General features: G+C 30.1%; 23 protein-coding genes. 2 read left to right on the top strand and 21 right to left on the bottom strand.

What is annotated here, in order from left to right:
• Window positions 1-13 precede the first annotated feature (13 nt).
• The 5 genes from ABDZ69_RS14820 to ABDZ69_RS14840 form a co-directional block, all read right to left on the bottom strand.
• The gene (locus tag ABDZ69_RS14820) at window positions 14-763 is read right to left on the bottom strand and encodes a DUF5694 domain-containing protein (protein WP_343770853.1); all 750 of its coding nucleotides are present in this window, start codon (window positions 761-763) and stop codon (window positions 14-16) included.
• Between the two features lie 28 nt (window positions 764-791).
• Window positions 792-1,238 carry a GNAT family N-acetyltransferase gene (locus ABDZ69_RS14825; protein WP_343770855.1) on the bottom strand — a complete coding sequence of 149 codons (447 nt, stop codon included), beginning with the start codon at window positions 1,236-1,238 and terminating at the stop codon, window positions 792-794.
• A 222-nt stretch (window positions 1,239-1,460) separates the two neighbouring features.
• A complete protein-coding gene (locus ABDZ69_RS14830) occupies window positions 1,461-2,072 on the bottom strand; it encodes a 4Fe-4S binding protein (protein ID WP_343770857.1) in 612 nt (203 codons plus the stop codon).
• Window positions 2,047-2,298, bottom strand: coding sequence for a 4Fe-4S binding protein (locus ABDZ69_RS14835; RefSeq protein WP_343770858.1), 252 nt, complete (start codon window positions 2,296-2,298; stop codon window positions 2,047-2,049). Before ABDZ69_RS14835 ends, ABDZ69_RS14830 begins: the two co-directional genes overlap by 26 nt.
• Before the next feature lie 178 nt (window positions 2,299-2,476).
• Window positions 2,477-4,264, bottom strand: a complete 1,788-nt coding sequence (locus tag ABDZ69_RS14840; RefSeq protein ID WP_343770859.1) for a flavocytochrome c — start codon at window positions 4,262-4,264, stop codon at window positions 2,477-2,479.
• Between the two features lie 193 nt (window positions 4,265-4,457).
• Here ABDZ69_RS14840 and ABDZ69_RS14845 point away from each other — a divergent pair, with 193 nt between their 5' ends.
• Entirely contained in the window at window positions 4,458-6,182 is a 1,725-nt protein-coding gene (locus tag ABDZ69_RS14845) for a sensor histidine kinase (protein ID WP_343770860.1), read from the top strand.
• Entirely contained in the window at window positions 6,170-6,937 is a 768-nt protein-coding gene (locus ABDZ69_RS14850; protein ID WP_343770861.1) for a response regulator transcription factor, read from the top strand. Before ABDZ69_RS14845 ends, ABDZ69_RS14850 begins: the two co-directional genes overlap by 13 nt.
• Window positions 6,938-7,004: 67 nt before the next feature.
• Here ABDZ69_RS14850 and ABDZ69_RS14855 read toward each other — a convergent pair whose 3' ends face one another.
• The 16 genes from ABDZ69_RS14855 to ABDZ69_RS14930 form a co-directional block, all read right to left on the bottom strand.
• Window positions 7,005-7,703, bottom strand: coding sequence for a DUF6199 family natural product biosynthesis protein (locus ABDZ69_RS14855; RefSeq protein WP_343770863.1), 699 nt, complete (start codon window positions 7,701-7,703; stop codon window positions 7,005-7,007).
• A 25-nt stretch (window positions 7,704-7,728) separates the two neighbouring features.
• Entirely contained in the window at window positions 7,729-8,181 is a 453-nt protein-coding gene (gene msrB / locus ABDZ69_RS14860; protein WP_343770865.1) for a peptide-methionine (R)-S-oxide reductase MsrB, read from the bottom strand.
• A 36-nt stretch (window positions 8,182-8,217) separates the two neighbouring features.
• Entirely contained in the window at window positions 8,218-8,835 is a 618-nt protein-coding gene (locus ABDZ69_RS14865; protein WP_343770866.1) for an HAD family hydrolase, read from the bottom strand.
• A 13-nt stretch (window positions 8,836-8,848) separates the two neighbouring features.
• Window positions 8,849-9,259: a hypothetical protein gene (locus ABDZ69_RS14870; protein ID WP_343770867.1), complete on the bottom strand. Its 411-nt coding sequence runs from the start codon at window positions 9,257-9,259 to the stop codon at window positions 8,849-8,851.
• Window positions 9,260-9,281: 22 nt separating this feature from the next.
• Window positions 9,282-9,797 (bottom strand): hypothetical protein, encoded by a 516-nt coding sequence (locus tag ABDZ69_RS14875; protein ID WP_343770868.1) that lies wholly within the window; start codon window positions 9,795-9,797, stop codon window positions 9,282-9,284.
• A gap of 41 nt (window positions 9,798-9,838) precedes the next feature.
• Entirely contained in the window at window positions 9,839-10,429 is a 591-nt protein-coding gene (locus ABDZ69_RS14880) for a GNAT family N-acetyltransferase (RefSeq protein ID WP_343770869.1), read from the bottom strand.
• A gap of 113 nt (window positions 10,430-10,542) precedes the next feature.
• On the bottom strand, window positions 10,543-11,130 hold the full coding sequence (locus ABDZ69_RS14885; protein WP_343770870.1) for an AAA family ATPase: 588 nt from the start codon (window positions 11,128-11,130) through the stop codon (window positions 10,543-10,545).
• A 5-nt stretch (window positions 11,131-11,135) separates the two neighbouring features.
• Complete coding sequence (locus ABDZ69_RS14890; RefSeq protein WP_343770872.1) at window positions 11,136-12,125, bottom strand: GNAT family N-acetyltransferase; 990 nt, start codon at window positions 12,123-12,125, stop codon at window positions 11,136-11,138.
• A 185-nt stretch (window positions 12,126-12,310) separates the two neighbouring features.
• Window positions 12,311-12,922: a DJ-1/PfpI family protein gene (locus ABDZ69_RS14895; RefSeq protein WP_343770874.1), complete on the bottom strand. Its 612-nt coding sequence runs from the start codon at window positions 12,920-12,922 to the stop codon at window positions 12,311-12,313.
• A 40-nt stretch (window positions 12,923-12,962) separates the two neighbouring features.
• Window positions 12,963-13,646, bottom strand: a complete 684-nt coding sequence (locus ABDZ69_RS14900) for a cyclase family protein (RefSeq protein ID WP_343770876.1) — start codon at window positions 13,644-13,646, stop codon at window positions 12,963-12,965.
• 96 nt (window positions 13,647-13,742) lie between these two features.
• On the bottom strand, window positions 13,743-14,489 hold the full coding sequence (locus ABDZ69_RS14905; RefSeq protein WP_343770878.1) for a SagB/ThcOx family dehydrogenase: 747 nt from the start codon (window positions 14,487-14,489) through the stop codon (window positions 13,743-13,745).
• A 62-nt stretch (window positions 14,490-14,551) separates the two neighbouring features.
• The gene (locus tag ABDZ69_RS14910; protein ID WP_343770880.1) at window positions 14,552-15,430 is read right to left on the bottom strand and encodes an aminoglycoside phosphotransferase family protein; all 879 of its coding nucleotides are present in this window, start codon (window positions 15,428-15,430) and stop codon (window positions 14,552-14,554) included.
• A 122-nt stretch (window positions 15,431-15,552) separates the two neighbouring features.
• Window positions 15,553-16,227, bottom strand: a complete 675-nt coding sequence (locus tag ABDZ69_RS14915) for an HD domain-containing protein (RefSeq protein ID WP_343770882.1) — start codon at window positions 16,225-16,227, stop codon at window positions 15,553-15,555.
• A 45-nt stretch (window positions 16,228-16,272) separates the two neighbouring features.
• Window positions 16,273-16,782 carry a hypothetical protein gene (locus ABDZ69_RS14920; RefSeq protein ID WP_343770884.1) on the bottom strand — a complete coding sequence of 170 codons (510 nt, stop codon included), beginning with the start codon at window positions 16,780-16,782 and terminating at the stop codon, window positions 16,273-16,275.
• 74 nt (window positions 16,783-16,856) lie between these two features.
• On the bottom strand, window positions 16,857-17,498 hold the full coding sequence (locus ABDZ69_RS14925) for a lactate utilization protein (protein ID WP_343770886.1): 642 nt from the start codon (window positions 17,496-17,498) through the stop codon (window positions 16,857-16,859).
• Between the two features lie 44 nt (window positions 17,499-17,542).
• Window positions 17,543-18,718, bottom strand: coding sequence for a S41 family peptidase (locus tag ABDZ69_RS14930; protein WP_343770888.1), 1,176 nt, complete (start codon window positions 18,716-18,718; stop codon window positions 17,543-17,545).
• Window positions 18,719-18,782 lie beyond the last annotated feature (64 nt).

An 18,782-nucleotide genomic window follows, 5' to 3' on the forward strand; every position in this document is an offset into this window, starting at 1 on the left:
CATATTATCTACATTAAATATATTCCCTAATATCCCCTAACTCCATATTGCCGCTGGATCTAACTAATTCACTTAAAATTGCTGTATGCCCTGCACCATATATTACTAATATGCGGTCTCCCGAATTAGCAATTTTCTTTAAGTTTCCAAATATACGTATATTTCTTTCATACCAAGTGGAAAGAACTTTTGCTCCACAATAATTATCCCCCGCTCCAATAGACGCAAAATCTACATATAGACTATGATTTTTCTCTATCCACTCAGAATCATTTAAATATTTTAGTATATCACTTACAGTGGAAGTCTTTTGCAGATTATCAACTGTTTTATCCATTTCGTTAGTCTTTCTAATAAAACTATCATAAAAATATGATTCTAATTCTTTAGCATAATCCATGGCTTCTTCGAAAGGGAGTTCTAATTCTTCATTAATTGCATATATCTTTTCATGGTTCATGATTTTAGCTAGACGGAATCCTAATTGCTGCATTTCATGCCTAAGTAAAGAATAGTTATCACTACAATATTGTCTATAAGAATTGTTCAATACTCTGTCCCATTTAAAAGATTCTTCTACAGCTATTTTCGTAGGATTTATCTCCTTTAGTTTTTCCACTACTCTAATTATTTCTTCTTGTTTTTCATGAGAAAAAATATTAGATACTCTGAAATTTATAAAATCATCTCCTGACGGATCAAATCGATATGTGCCTAATATAAAAATTTGCGCCTTTTGAAGTGATTCAAAATCTCTAACCATAGCCTATCCCCCCAATAAATATTTAATCTTATAGATCTATACTTAACCTAATCATATCTACACATTGAATTCCATTTTCAATAATTTTTTCTTTATAATGCTTTATAAAAAAATCTCTATCTATACCAACTATTCGAAATCCACATTTTTGATAAAGTGCTAATTGTGAAATACTTGAATTTCCTGTACCTACTTCTACAACCTTTACTTTTTCTTCTTTAGCAACCTCAATAGCATGCAATATTAATTGTTTACCTATACCCATACCTTGAAATTTCTCATTCACAGCAATATTTACAAGTTCCATAGTTAATGGTCTCGTTTTTATAATAACATAGGCCGCTGCTATGTTTTCATCAATATATGCCACATAACAACATCCCCTTTTTAAATAATCCTCAATTATATGTATTGATGGATCAGCTAAAAGCAATAAATCATAAGGTATCTTTTCATCTTTATTTAATTTTCTCACTGTAATATCCTTCAAATTTACTCACCTAGCCCTTTTAAAATCTTTCTTATATACATTTTACCATAAGATAACAAAAGCTACCTATATTTACGTAAATATAGGTAGCTTCATGAACTAGTCTTTTTTTATTTGTTTATCTTTTGTCCGATGACTACCCGCTCTAATACTCCCCTCCTCTTCAAAGTGTGAGATAAGAGCGGCTACGTCCCTGGATAACGATTTCTAAGAATCAGATGGAGTCGCAACTCCACCCGATTCAAGAACTCTGTTTATTGTACAAATTCCTTGAGTCATAGTTCCCATGGGGCAATATACACACCAAGAACGAGGTTTGTAAAGCATCATAGTAATTAATCCTAGTATTGTAGATGTAATCATTACACTATAAAATCCAAAGGCAAATTGTGCTACCCAGGGAGTTACAAAACTTGTATTTACCCAATTCCATGGTAGTTTCCAAACCCAAAGTAATGTTATAGCTTTATTTAAACCCTTTCCTCCTGCAAAAACTAAATAGGTATTGAATGTCATCAACATAAACATGGTTAGAAAGAAAAGGAGAAAACCATATCTAAAATATTTTGTCTTTAAAAATTTAGGCATGGGTTTATTTCTAGATAATCCTAGCTTTTTACCTAAAATATCTAATAACTGTCCCCTACCACAATAGCTATTGCAATAGGCTTTGCCTCCCCCTGAAATAGAAATTATGAGAGGAACTAAGAAACAAATCATTCCAAGCCACGCGAAAACTATATTAAACAATCCTAGTACTAGATATATTATAGACAGAATCCACAAATATTCTTTAAGAGACTTCTTCTTTTTTGTCATATTTACCGTTCTCTCCTTCCATAACCTTCATTTCTATAATTGAAGCTGGGCATTCAAATTCGCATTTTCTACAACCTACACACTTATCCAAATTCACCTTAGCAAATATGCCTGAATGTATTTCTATGGCTCCCAAAGGGCATACCTTAGTACAAGCACCACAGGCCACACAATAATCTCTATCTACAAAAGCTTTCTTTTTTAAAAATTTACTTTTTTCACTCATAAATTACCCCTCCTTCATACCCACTATGGGTATAATAACAGAAATAATATCCTCTGTCAATATACCCTATATGGGTATATATGTACAAATTTTATTTTTTGTGATAATAAAAAATGTTCTTTCAAATTTTTTTGAAAGAACATTTTAGGAATGGATTTATATTTTAAATATGAATAACTTATTTAGCTGCATTTTGGCCAGCAATTCTACCGAAAACTGTAATATCAGCAAGAGCATTACTACCTAATCTATTTGTTCCATGAATACCTCCAGTAACTTCACCTGCCGCATATAGTCCTTCAATTACTTTACCATCTTTATTAATAGCCTGAGCCTTAGTGTTAATCTTAATTCCACCCATTGTGTGATGAACAGCAGGAGCTGCTTTTAAGATATAGAAAGGACCTTTTTCTATAGTAGATGGCATACTACGTTTATTAAACTCTAAATCCTTTCCAGCTTTTACATATCCATTATATCTATCAACACTTCCCTTTAATTCTTTTGCATTAATATCAAAGAATTTTGCTGCTTCTTCTAGGGTATCTGCTTTTACTAGTAATTTATTTTTATATAGATAATCAATTTCTGGTCCATGGTGTTCTTCTAAATTGCTTTCTTCTAGTCCCTTTTGATCTAGGATTTGATAAGCTACATGTCCTGTTTGCTCCTTAATAGCCATAGATATTACATCACGTCTTTCAAGTTCTTCTACGAAACGCTTACCTTCTTTATTTACCATGATAGTATGTCCGTACATTCTAGCATCTCCAAAATAAAGTAATGTACCTGTTAATGGGTCGCAAATTGGATAGGTTTGAATGTATTCCATTCCTTCTAGAGCTGCACCAATTTTTTCAGCCATAACTATCCCATCCCCTGTGCTACCTACTGTATTTGTAGAAAGAACATTTTTGTCCATTTTAGGATCATATTTAACTCTCATTTCAATGTTTGATCCAAAACCACCTGATGCTATTATTACCGCTTTCTTTGTATTAAAAGTATAGTTTTTATCTTCACCTTCTGCTTGTACACCTACAACCTTACCTTTTGTATCTGTAAATAACGCCTTTGCAGTAGTGTTGTACAAAATAGGGATGTTTAGACTTTCAGCTTTAGCTACCTGTTTTCTTATAATTTCTTTACCGTTTGCTCCAAGTGGAATTAAACTTCTCTTTACAGAATGTCCACCAAAGAACATCATTTGATCTTCCCATATAACACCAACTTCATCTCTAAGCCATTCAGCTCCTGCAAGAGCATTTTCTGCAACAACCTTTACAAGTTCTGGATTGTTTTTGTTGTCTCCACCCTTTAATATATCCTTCATAAATTGGTCAGTACTGTCTTTAATTCCCTCTTTTTTCTGTATCCAATTGTTTGGAGCTGCATATTCAGCACCAGAAATTAATGTATTACCACCAGCCATAGGCATTTTTTCTAAAACTATTACATCTGCACCTGCTTTTTTTGCTTCAATAGCAGCACTAAGCCCTGCACCACCTGCACCTATAATAACTATATCATGATTTTCATTAACTTCTTTTTTTGTTCCCGTTGTGCCAGACGCTTGAAGTTTTTTCAGCATATCTGCTTTTGCTCCTGCTGCAGTCAAAGCTGCATTGACTGCCTCAAGAAATCCTTTAGAGGTTAATGTACAACCTGAAACTATATCTACATCAACACTATTTGTTGAAATAATATTCTTTGTCAATGTGTTCATCGCAGTTTCATAACCCGGAGTTTCCTTTTGGTTTAAAACTTTAATGTCAGTAATAGTATCATTTTCAATAGTTACTTCAACGGAGATTGCTCCACCTTTACCCTTACCTTCACCCTTATATTTACCATCTTTAATTGCCGTTGTAGTTGCTTTATCACCCTGTGTTTGCTTCGCATTGCTACAACCTACAAGGCCTATCAACATAGTCATTGCTAGCAAAATTGCCAAAAACTTTTTCAATATTATTCCCTCCTACATCATGCTTGTTAAATTATTAACTTATTTGATACTAGTCTAACAGTTTTTGTTCACAAAGTATTTACATTTATTTGTTCATTTTTTGTATTTTAAGCTACAGTATTTAAAAATATGTGCAAATTATATATAATGAATGATGAACAGAAAGTATTTTGTCTACACAGGAGGTGGGTAAATGTCCTTGCGCTTAAAAATTATCATATCTTTTATATTATGCATTACGTTAGCAATTTCTCCTATGTTATATATTATACAAACTAAAGTAAAAACTTTTAACAGGTCGCAAATGGAACATCAGACCCTACAACTAATTGATTCCAAAGCTAATGAAATAGGTTCTTGGCTAAATCAGCGTGTGAGCGAAATTAGAATTATACATGAACACCCTGCCTGCAAGAAACTAAATTTTTCCGAGTTAAAGCTTTACTTAACCCAATTAAATCATGTATTAGGAAATCAATATGGTAATCCTTATGGAACTTTTGCTATTGGAAAGTTAGATGGACAAGGTTGGATAAGTGATGACATCACTATTGATATATCTAATCGTAAATATTTCAAAAAGGCAATTTTAGGAAATATGGAATATGTTATTAGCAACCCTATTGTTTCAAAGTATGACAACATGCCCAACTTTGTTATCTGCTATCCCATTCTCAATGATAATAAAGAAAAAGTAGGATTTATTAATGGATCTATAAATTTAAATAAAATTTCACAAATTGCTCATGACATTGATATTTACAATGGATTTGCTTGGATTATGAACAAGAACAAAGATACCTACTCTATTGCTAATGAGGAGCTCCTTAATAAACATATTTCCTCAAAAGGATTAGACACTATTATTAACCAAGCTGTAGAGAAAGGTTCTGGAACTGTGGGCATTAAAAATTTATCAAACAACGATACTACAGTATTTTTTTCTTCTGTCCCCTATACAGAAGATTGGCTTTTGTGCATTATGATTGAAAACAGTCAAATTCATGCCCAAACTAATAAAATCATTAACCTTATTATTATCTTAGGAATTATTCTACTTTTAGGTGCTATATTATTAGCTATTGCTATTTCAGGTTCTATTGTAAAACCTATTCAAGGATTAAAGTATAGTATGCTAGAAGTATCAAAGGGCAATCTTGAATCCTATTATGATACAAAGCACAATGATGAAATTTCTATATTAGGAAAAGTTTTTAATCAAATGGTTTATGATATTAAAAGATTGCTTCATGAAGTTTGTCAAGTTCAATCACAGAAAAGAACTGCTGAGCTAAGGGCACTTCAATCACAAATTAACCCACATTTTCTCTATAATACCTTAGATACAATACAGTGGAAGGCTTTAGAACACAATGCCTTTGACATTGCTGATATGATAAATTCCTTATCAGTATTTTTTAGAATTTCTCTCAGTGATGGAAAAGAGTTAATTACCATTGCCCATGAAGTAGAGCATGTACGCAATTACTTAGAAATTCAACAAATACGTTACAAAGATAAAGTAAATTATTATATTAATATAGATGAATCCTTAGGACAATGTCTTGTTCCTAAACTAATTATACAACCTTTAGTAGAAAATTCTATATACCATGGCTTAAAACTTAGAAAACAAAAGGGCATTATTTGCATAGACATATATGCGCAAGAAGACTACCTTATTATCAAAGTGTTAGACAATGGTTTAGGTATGAATAATGAGCAGCTTTCAACTCTTCGTAAAAATCTTGCAGAATCCATTGAGTCAGATCACTATGGGTTATATAATGTCAATGAACGACTAAAGCTAGCTTTTGGAGAAAAATATAATATTGAAATAAAAAGTGAAATTGAAAAAGAAACCCAGATATTGATTAAGATACCTATAATAAGTGAGGGATTTAAATGCTTAGAGTAATAATTGCTGACGACGAAGAGACCATCCGTAATGGTTTAAAGACTCTTATAGAGTCCTATAAACTTGATTTATCCGTTATTGCCACTGCTGAAGACGGTGAAGAAGCTATGGCATTAATTGAAAAATATCATCCTGAGATTATTTTAATGGATATAAATATGCCCTTTGTGAACGGGCTAAAAGTCATTGAAAAAATTAGAGAAGTAGATAAAAATTCTAAAATTATTATAATATCAGGTTATAATCACTTTGAGTACGCTCAAAAAGCATTAGAGCTAGGTGTATTCAGCTATTTACTTAAACCCATAAACTTTCGCAATTTTAAAGACGTCCTTTCAAAAGCAATAGATGCTTATTATGAAAGAATGTGGGAAATACGTAAACTAAAAGAGGACAATGATGAAAGAGATGATTCTAAAGATGTAGGTCAACTTGTACTTACATATATGAAAGAAAATTTTTCTTACAATCATTTATCCCTTAATTTTATAGCCGAACAATTTCATATTAGTCAATCTTATCTTGCTAGGATTATTAAACAAAAAACTGGAACCAGCTTTACCGATTATCTAAATAAATTAAGAATCAATATGGCAATAAAACTTCTAACAGATAAAGATATGGATTATACAATTAACGATATTTCTAACATGGTAGGGTATAGCAGCCAGCATTATTTTAGCAGAGCTTTTAAAAATTATATGGGAGTGTCACCAAATAAATATCGTAACGTAAATAAATACCCTAAAATTTAAAAATCCCTGTACTAAAGGGACATGCATTCACAAAGGTCGCATGTCCCTAATTTGAAATTTCTATCTTTTATGTTTTAATTATTGCTAACGCAAAAGCTATAAAAGATACTATTAAAGCTAATATACTTACAACTTTATTAAAGGACAGATATTCATCCGTTAATTCCACGTCCTCATAATTCTTAAACTTCCATCGTGATCCCCAAAACTCCATTTCCTTAGGATATTTCAGTCCCAAAACTCCCATGACGAGAGAAATAATTGCTAGGAATAATCCTTCTCCATTCCCCCTAAATCTTAAGCCATCTCTTTCTATTGTACTTATTACAAAACCTTTGGGATATTTTTCATCAAAGGATTGATTTAAAATATTTACCCCTGGAAAATAAATATTCGCCTCAAAACCTCCATCTTCATTATAGAAACGTCCATCTCTATATTCACCTTTATATATTTTATTTTCTGGATAATATAAAGTATATCTACCTTCAAATTCCTCAACTTTTATAGTGGCCATTTCCCCTGGGGATTTTATTGTAAATATATACATATCATCACTCTTATTTACAGTAAAATAATTGTCTTCAGATAACTTGTATTTATAAACCTCTCCTTCAACCTTTTCCTTATAAAAGTTTCCCTTAAAATAAATGCCATTTTGCATAAAAATACTAAAGTATCCTATAGCTATTAGACATAGCGATATTACAGCTATACGATTATAAAACTTTTTATTGTTATTATAAAGTTCTTTAATACTTCCCATTATATCCCCCTTGAATATTTAATTACTAACTGAAAATATCTAAATACTCTCCATATCCCTCTTCCTCCAGTTTTTCCACAGGTATAAATCTAAGAGATGCACTATTTATGCAGTATCTTAATCCACCTTTCTCCCTAGGCCCATCATTAAACACATGGCCCAAATGGGAATCCCCAAGTTTACTCCTTACTTCTGTTCTACCCATGTTGTAAGTAAGATCTTTCTTTTCTTCTATAAGATTATTATCTAAAGGCTTAGTAAAACTTGGCCAACCGCATCCTGAGTCAAACTTATCCTTGGATGTAAAAAGTGGCTCTCCGCTACATATATCTACATATATTCCATCTTTTTTATTATCCCAATATTCATTTTCAAAAGGTCTTTCCGTAGCACTTTCTTGTGTCACTTTATATTGAATGGGTGTAAGTTTTTCACTTAACTCTTTACTATTTAGTTTTAAATACTTCCTATTTTTCATTACATTCACCTCTAATAATTTAATCTTAGTGGTAGTTTACCTAAATACCTCATGTACAATACCATACAGAGCGAGTTTTTCAGTTAAATTTTTCATATTATCAAAAAGTATTGCTTCAAATCCAAACTTTTTAGCAGCCTCTATATTGCATTCAGTATCATCAATAAATATAGATTCCTTTGGATTTATTTTATATTTCTCAATGAGTTTACTGTAAACTTCTAATTCTGGCTTAAGTAATTTTTCCTCATAAGAAATTAACCCACCATCAAAATACTGAAAGAAATCATATCTTTTAACTACATCTTCGTAAGCAAGTAAATGAAAGTTAGACAAAATATAGGTTTTATATCCTTTGCTTTTTACATTCTTTAGGACTTGTACCATTTCTTTTTTAGGCGTAAGTATTTCATACCAATTTTCCATACATAGTTTTATTAAATCACTGTTCTCTAAACTTCTACTACAAATTCTACTCACTGCTTCTTCTTCAGTTATAACTCCTCTATCAAGCATAACCCATTCTTCACTTAAAAATATTTCTTTATAAATTTCCTCAATCTTATCTTTATCAGATATTTTACCACTTAAATATTCTAAAGGTTTAAAACTTAGTAATACATTTCCTAAATCAAAAATTATATTTTTAATCATATTAACTTCTCCTTTACTCTACTTTATAACTCCAAAAAATTCTAACTCCGCTTACCGCAAATATCACAGGAAATATATTTAAATACATATGTGTTATTAAAGAACCTAAAACAACTTTCTCAGCAAATATAAATTGTTCAATAAAATCTATAAAATTAAATATAATAAATATAAATAAAAATATATAGGCAAAAGCTTTAAAAGAATTTTTTATTTTTTTACTTATCACTTCTCCAACAGCAATTGACAGGATAGTCATAGCAGGTATGAAAATTAAAACAAATGAATTAGAATTTTCCGTGGCTATTGAAGATACAGGTTGAGGCATTTTAGAATTAATCATTAAAAATGCTCCAAAATTCATACCTAAAACAGTTATATATGATACTATTAATCCTTTTAAAATGGATAATAATTTATACATAAGTCTACTCCCTATACTTAATTTATATTTTTCTATCTCTGAGGCTGGTATTACATACCTCCTCCTTTTTATATTTTATTCCTAAACCCATAACTATTGATGGTATAAACGAAAATAACAAATACAAGTATGGATTGTTAATTTTACATTCATTGATAAGAAACAAAGAATACCCATTGTATATGCTATAAATCTTCCACAACTCAGAATTCAATAAAATATCACTTGTCTCTGTTATTAGAATATTAAATGCAATCCCCCAAAGAACTCCTCCTAATATAGCTACTAAACTAACTGATAGTATATTTTTATAGATGCTTCTATATTGAGTTAAAAATTTTTTACCAAGTAAATAATATAAAACAATTGCTATAATGCTGCTAACTGCTGCTATAAAAATCATACTATACTGATGATTCTTTGCCGCCTCTTCAGATATCCATTTCACTTGAGAAGTATTGAATGCTATAAATATAATTATAGAACTAATACTTATTACTATATGAATTAGGAATGATTTTATATTATTTTTAATCAATAATATCGCCCCTTAAATAAATGTTATAATTATAAAAATTATTATTGATAGTTATTTTTTACATCTTCATCTCTTCCATCCTTTATTACATTCCATTCACTCTTTAATATATCCATAAATAATACATCTTGAAATTTACCAGTTCTGCTATCAACATACCCTTCTCTAATTATTCCTGCTTCTTTAAACCCTAGTTTTTTATATAAGCCTTGCGCTTTTTTATTATCTATCATGGTAGTTAATTCAATTTTATTGAGATTTAAAAACCTAAATAGAAAATCAACGAAATGATATAACGCATCCTCTCCATAGCTCTTTCCTTGTTCAGTTACTTCACATATTTTTATTCCAAGCTCACACCTTTGATTTCTTGAATCCCAATCACAATAATTAATTTCTCCAATAGGCTGTAAATCATTTTTTCTGCATATAATAAATCTCTTGCTACTGGGAAACATACTATGGTTTTCGATTTCTTTTATAGTGCTAAGACGTATTGCCTCTTTGCTTTGTAATATTCCAAAAGCATGTGTGGCATGTCCCATCATGTCTCCGTCATTCCACCATCTATGCAGGTACTCTTCATCTCCTAATTCAAGTTGTCTTATTATTATATTTTTCCCTTTAATCATTTTGCCTCCTAAAATAATACTAATCCATAGTGAGTATTGGCTATACCATATGTTTTTTCAAAACAATCAATAATTTCAAAATCATGTTTTGACATATTCATCACACCTTTACTTTACCTAATTTGCTTTAATTGTATTATGATACGATCATATGTTTTTCTAAATTTTGTTCTATTATCAGGTAATAATTCTATGTTACATAGTGAAGCTATTTTTTCCACAACACCCTGAATTGATAAGTTTTCTGTATTTATATGTTGTTTAAATATTTCATTTGATAGTCCTTCTATACATCTATCTATTTGCTTAGCTGCCCAGGAATTTTTACCTTCTCCACGACTTCTCAGCCTTCTTAGCAAAGTTTCTTTTGAAGAGGATAATACAAAATGTTTTACTTCAATTCCATCATTCCTTAGTTTTACAACCGTTTCTTTAAAATATTGTGGATTAACTATAGTCATAGGCACAATTATTGTACCTTCGTATTCTTGAGCAATATATTTTAGCATAGAAAAATTAAATTCTCTCCACATTGGGTAATCTTGAAAATCATTATTACTGAAATCTTTTGGTATATTATTTCTAATAAAAAAACCTGTTTTTTCTGGGTCATATACAAAGGAGTTAGGAATCCTTCTATGTAATTCAAAAGCTGTTTGTGATTTTCCAGAGCCAAATGCACCATTTATCCATATTATCATAGCTACTATTCCACTCTTTCATATTTTAGCTGTACTAAACCAGAATCAAAGGTTTTGCTTTCAACTAATTTGACTTGGTTTTCATTATCTGTTTCTTTAAATAGCCTTATTCCTTTTCCTAGCAATACAGGAAGAATTGAAATTACATATTCGTCTATTAAATTTTCACTTCTAAATTCTTTTACTACTTCTGCTCCACCATCTATAAAAATATTCTTTCCTTCTTCGCATTTTAGCCTCTTTATTAAATCATTGATATTACCATTGTAAAATTCAACATTTTGGTCATTACCTTTTAGTGTTTTAGATAACACATAACATTTCATACCTTTATAAGGAAACTCAATACCAAAAGATAATACCTTCTCATATGTTATTCGCCCCATAATTACAGTATCCACAGTTTTAATAAAATTTTCATATCCATAATCTTCATTAGGCCGCTCAACAATGGATAGCCAACTAATATCGTTGTCCTCTCTAGCAATATAACCATCAATACTTTGGGCTATATATAAGATAACTTTTCTTTTTTTGCACATATATTTATAATTAATCTCATAAAATACCTCATCTTCGGATTCAAATCCAGTTATGAACTGTGTGAATCCAAAGCTTAAGTATAACTTTTTTGCTACTATACTATCTGGATGAAAACTTAAATATATTTTACTCGGTTTTGATTCTTCTTTTATTCTATTTAGTAAAAATTCTAAAGCCCGTTTCCCATATCCTTTTCCTTGATATTGTTCATCAATCATAAATCGGATCAAGCATATACAATCAGCTTCTTCATCATCTACTCCATACATTGCAAACCCTATCATTTTATCATCTTTATAAATTCCAAGAGTTACCCATTGAGGATAAAACTTTGATTCGGCAATAGATGCTACATTAGTATGTGGTAAATATTTTTCTTGTTCTTTTGATATTTTTAAGTCAATACATTCTTTTAAATTTTCTTCTGTAATATTTTTAAAATATATGTTCATCCTTAATCCTCTCTCTTATACTTCATATTTTCTTTTCAACTAATTTGATATAACCTTAAAACCATTATACTATATTTTCATTTATATCTATAATTTAACATTGAAATTTAATAAATATAGCACTTCCCAAAGTAACTGAGGGAAGTGCTATGTTTATTTTTTATTCTTTTCTTTATTATACTTAATTATGCCAACCCATATAATTCAGCAAAAGGGTCCCATTCTCTGTCTTCATTCCATTTATACTCAATGCCATTACTAATTTCTATAGCCTTTTCCCTTCCAATTAAATACTCTATAAATCCTAATGTCATATCCATTCCCGCAGAAACTCCTGATGAAGTAAATATATTACCGTCATTTACCCATCTAGCTTTTTTTATCCATTGTATGTCTTTTCCTTGCTCTATTACCCAATTGAAAGCTCTTTTATTTGTGGTAGCTTTTTTCCCTTTTAGTATTCCAGCTTTAGCTAATAGAGCTGATCCTGTACAAACACTCATAATATATTTTGATTCTCTACTAATGTTTTCTATAAAATTAATTAATTTTTCATCACCAACTTTTTCTCTTACACCCATTCCTCCTGGAATAAATAAAATGCTCTCTTCACTATGTTTATTATCATATGTACTTGTATCAATTCTTGCATTTTGAGAACTTGAAATAATTCCACCATCTAAGGATATAAAATTCAACTTAAAGATTTCTGGTAAACGCCCTAATATTTCAACTGGTCCAAAAACGTCTAATGTTTCAAACTCTTCAAATAAAATTATATTAACAACATAACTCATTATTTTCACTTCCTTAAATTATTTCTAACATAACATTCTCCTATTTCACCTCTGCAAATGCCCTTATTGACATAGCTGCGGTTTTCTTAGCCTTTAAAGGGACAGCAAAGAATCTAAAATCATGGTCATATAATTTTTCTAATGATGTTAAATTTTCAACTATGAAAATTTCATTTTTTAAAAACAAAGTGTGAGCAGGCCTTTCAGGATTTTTAGAGCTATCTATATTTATAGTATCTACTCCTACAAGCTTTACTCCTGAATTTATAAGAAAGTTTATAAGTTCTTCAGATATATATGGATAAGAATAATACTCTTCCTCTCCCCAATGCTTGTCCCATCCGAAATTAAATAAAACAGCTTTGCCATTTAAATCAAGTCCATTAGGAATAATATTAACTCCTATAGATTCAAACTTTTCCTTATCTCTTACATCTACAACTACACCTGGAAGTATAACTTCATTTATTTGAATTTCACTAATATCTCTCCCTTTAGGATAACGATGATATGGCGAATCCAGATACGTACCTATTGAAGTTTGAAAGGTTATCTCTGTTATCTCAAAACAAGCCTTTCCTTCATAGTTAGGTGCTGACTGTTCATGAGTTAAAAAAGGTTTTATCTGAGCTGTGTATTGTATTAACTTACCAAACTCATCCTTCATTCTAAAACCTGGCATTCCATCCTCAAAATAATGACTTAAGTCTATAAATGTTGACATTTGCATCACCCCATAATTTTCTATATAATTTTTATCTGTCATTCCTTCATCAGCAATATCATAAAAAACAAAAGTAATTGGAGCTATTTCACCAGATTATATTTTCCCCACTGGTGCTAGATAAACTACAAATTCATCCTCTCCATCAATTCTTAAAAACTTATCTATTGCAATCTGATCGTAAGCACCTATAGCACATGTCCCACAGCCAATGGCCTCACATGCAAGATAAAGATTTTGACATAAATGCCCTGCATCTAATAGCATGGTCTTATGGGCTGAAACATGATATCTCCATTCTCCTCTATAAGGAATACAACTCCATATAAATGTTGCAGCACTCTTTCCTACAAAGGACTGACCAAGTGTTAATTCTGTTAATTTTCCCTCTAAATCTTCCTCATGAAAAAGGAAAGTTAATTGATGGGTTAAAGGCAAATAAAGATATACTCCTTTTTTTAATCCCTTAACTCTATTTATAACTAAATATGTTTCAAAGGGGTGTCTTGCTCCTCCAGAAGGTACAGTTCTCATTGTGGCATAATTATTAGCTGACACCGTCTTCACTCCTTGTGTTGCCCAAAGAAGGAAAGATAATTCTTCTAGTGATAAACTTTCTTCTATATGCTTTCTATGACTTTTTCTATCTTTAATAATAGCTAATATATTCGTTTTCTTTAATATTTTTTCACTTATTTCAGGTAAATCTATAAGTTCATCACTTTCATTATAAGGTTTTTGCAATGAAGGTTGAGGTAGTTTCTTTTCCTGATCAGACTTTATGTCATCCCATTCTGTAAAATTAGATTTCATCCATTGACGTTGTAATTTTGCTTCATTCATAAATTCTCTCTCCTCATAAATTATAGTTTTTAATTATGTAAAATTTAAACTTGTTTGTCCTACTAATATTCTCTATACCATAAAGGAATGTATGTTTTAAAACCATCATACCATTCAAAAACTTTCTTTGCATTATCCATCATATATTTTATTTCTACTTCTCCAAAAGGTATTGCCCATGGAATTGAAGAAATTGTATTTGTAGCAATATATAGTGCCATCAATCTAAAAAACTCATCAGGTACATTGCAATCAAAGTATCCATGAATCTGTCCTATAACAAAGGGAATACTCACTCTACATGAGAATACACACCTATTAAACTCTTCCCATGGATCTCCGATATCCATTCTATTAAAATCTATTACCCCAACATCTCTTTTTGGTGAAATTATAAGATTTCCCACATGATAATCTCCATGAAGAAAAGTTTGAGGCCTATTATCTAAATATGATATGTTTTCCTTTATATAGTTTATAAAAGCGCTATCATTCTCAAATTTAATGGGCGAATTACCATATTGTTCTATTTTCTTATAAATCTTTTGTTTATATTTTTCAGACCACTCTTTTTCACAATTGTAGTCATTTATAGTATGTATCTTCTGCAATATGTTTCCTGCTCTTAGACCAATATTATATTGTTCTTTCTCACTGTATTTAGATAGTACTAACTCTGCCTCTTCCCCCTCTACCCAAGTGAATAATGAATATACATATCCATTATTTGAGCTTATTCCAAAATCTACTGGCTTTGACGTGGTTATTCCTAATGCTGCAACTTTTTTTATATAATTATACTCAAGTCGTTTGACTTCATACTTTGACAAATCAGATAGTTTCAACAAAAAATTTTCTCCTAGGTTATCTTCAATATAAAACTTCTTATCCTCTGACCACCCTTTAAGTACTGGTTCAATCTTACTCCAATTAAAATACATAGGTATATCTTTTAAATTATTATAAGTTATAATAATCCACCTCCCTACCTAATAATTTCTATTAATTAGTATTATAAAATACACATACTAAATCTATAAATTTAATTATACCTTATTTTTTTCTACTTAATTCCTTCCATCTCTAATCTTAATGTATTAAAATACTCTTCCATAAATTTAAGCCTTTCTATGCCTATTTCCCTTGCCTTTTTTGTATATAGTTTTTCAGGCACTTTTTTTAATTTTACTTCGTATTCAATGAAAGGTGTGTGCTTTGACATTTCCTTTACTCTTCCATTGTTAGAAGTGTTCTCACTTAAATAATCATTAAGAGATTCATCAATTACTAATCTTTGTCCAAATTGCCCTGCTAACATGAAACTGCGTGCTATGCCAGTCGCACCAATAGCATCTAATTTATCTGCATCAAAAAGTATTTTTGCTTCTATGGTTCTTGGTTCATTTCCTGTTCTGAATCTATGGGTAATTATACAATGCTTTATGTTTTCAACTTTTTTATCTTCATATCCTAAATTTTTTAGTATATTTTGTGCCATTTCAGCACCTACAGTAGCATGATCAACTTCTCCTGTTTTGTCTTCATTTTCTTTTACTCTTGCAATATCATGTAATAATGCTGAAGGAATAAGAATTTCTAAATCAACATTTTCCTCATATCTTGCAAGTAATAGACAAAGGTTATAAACTCTAAATACATGATCTAAACTATGAGCTGAACAGGTTAGTTCATCTTTAACAATTTCTATAATTTTTTTATGTTTTATATCAGTACTCACTTTATTCCTCCGTTTATGTAAAATAATTTTTCTCTATAAAATTTCTTACCATCGTCCATGACATAGTAATCTTTCTAATACAGCAACTATGAGCGTTGTAATTATATTTGCCACAAGAATGGCTTTCCCTAATGTTTTATTATCTTTTGAATACTTCTTTAATACTAAATATACTATGGGAAATTCTACAATTAAAGTTAATATTAAGTACCCTGTTAGAACAATATAATAAGGTCCGCTGTCAAAAGCTTTAATCCATGCATAATACCAGTGTCCCGCTACAGCCATGAATCTCTTAGCTCTTTCTATGTATGGTAAAACAAATGAAGCAATGTTAGCAAGTGCTACTACTATTAATACTTTATCCTTCCCTTGAACCGTTCCATATTTATAAATTATAAAAGTTTCTATGACTAAAGTTAAAATTATGGCAATTGGCAAAACTAATTTGGGACTTACCGTTACCCAATGCCAAGATGAATTCGCGTAAACCCTTCCTTGTAGCATAATCATTAGTGTTAAAAGTGTTAAAAGAAACACTCTTTTTTTCCCCATTCCCAAAATTCACTCCTTTTATAATTCATTTTTATTTGCTTTCTATGATATTTATTTAATACATATAGCCTTTATTAATAACCTAACGGTTTTCCTACTATAATTACCTTTATTCTTCCCTTAATAAATTGTCCTTTTATAATTACAAAATCGTTGCATATTCTATCTGGACTTTTACAGTCTATACAATAACCTAATGTAGTACATGGGGAGTTTTTACCTAATCTTTTTGCATCAATAGGAGCTGAGTAATTTCTTACTCTTTTTTCTGCCTCTTCTATATTCTTAACAATTTTATTTATTCCTGTTACTAGAATAACTTGTTTAGGGCCGTATATCATTGGTGCAACTCTGCTACCATTACCATCAATATTATAAAGCTCCCCATTTTCAGTTAGCGCATTTGTACTACATATAAAAGTGTCCGTAGAAAAATTTTGTATATAAAGTTCCTTCTTTTCATCCCTTGTAATTCCTTCCTTGTATTTGTCTAAAAATCTATAGTTTCCTTCACGAAGAAAATCTATAACTCCTGTTTCAAAAAGTGTCATAGAATCACCAACGCCTACTGTAGAATTTTCAGCTATAAGTTCTTTCAAAAGTCCTATCAACTCTATTTCATCCTTAACAAAAAATCCTTCCATATTGTGATTTTTTAAATTATTTATAGTTCTATCAATTTGTTTTTCTATATACCTTAGAACATTATCATCCATCTTACTATACATCCTTTCTCCTTAGTAAATACCATATTTTCAATTTATATCTTACATGAATTCCATGCCAAAATCCTCTCTAAGCAAGGATCTCTCTTCTCTATATAGTTCTTTATCTCTAATTCAACCATTATCTCTGGAATAAATGATGGTAAATCATCATCCTCTATAATTTTATAGTACTTTGTTGAATAGCAAACTGTAAGGCCTGAATTTTTTAAACTAAATCTTTCTACCTCACCATAACAATTTGGTTTTCCACCGCTTCCTTCCCCTACAAATATAGCCTTTGTATTTTCCTTTAAAGAAAATACATTTAATAATGCTGAAGAAAAGGTTTCTCTCCCCACTATTACAAATAAATTACCTTTATTGTTTATTGTTTTAGAGCTTTTTACATACTCAATAAAAGGATCTAATAATCTAGAGTCTCCACCAAAATTATTTCTAAAATCAATAATAAGCTTTTCTACATTTTTTTCTTCTATGAATTTAATTAATTTGTCACAGAAATCATAGACATTTATTTCATCCATATTTCTGCAAGCATTATATTTAAAATATACTGTTTTTAAATTCTCTAAGTATTCAAACCAGTAATATTTATCTGAGCTTTTTTCACATAAAGTCAGATTGATTTTATCAATGGATGATAATTTTAATTTTTCTCTAACCTCTTTTATTGATAGAGGGCTAATTTCTAATGTTTTCTCTATTCCATTTTTGTCTTCACATGTAAGCTCTAAACTTCCGAAATCATCTATAATTTCTAAGCCATATAAAATTTCTACTGCAGGTAAAAACTTAGGTAGTTGAGATTTTAAAAGCCATTGATTTTCATAGGACACAATTTCGCTTAAAATATTTATAATCTCTTCTATCTCTATATTATTTATACGAGTTATTCTACAATTTAGCATTTCTTTATATTCTTCAAGAGTATGAGTTACATATATTCCATCCTTAAACCAGTATAGTTCCATGGGATACAATAACCTTACTGGCAAACTAAGGGAGGTATGAGCGTCTCTAAAGGATGCAACAATTTTCCCTAAGTTTACTGCAATCTCATAGCTATCGTGATTATCTATATTATTTTTTAATCCTTCAATTTCCTCATAAAATTCTTCTTCTTTCTTATAGAAAAATAAATTTTTATGCCTTTTAGGAAGTTCTAAGGCTAATTCTTCAATATCTTCTATCCATTTATCCTTTGTCATAATTATATTCTCCTTTTTGCCTATTTTCCGCTTATTCTACCTAAATATTATATCACCTAATAGA

Source organism: Clostridium malenominatum, assembly GCF_039521365.1.
GTDB lineage: Bacteria > Bacillota > Clostridia > Clostridiales > Clostridiaceae > Clostridium_AW > Clostridium_AW malenominatum.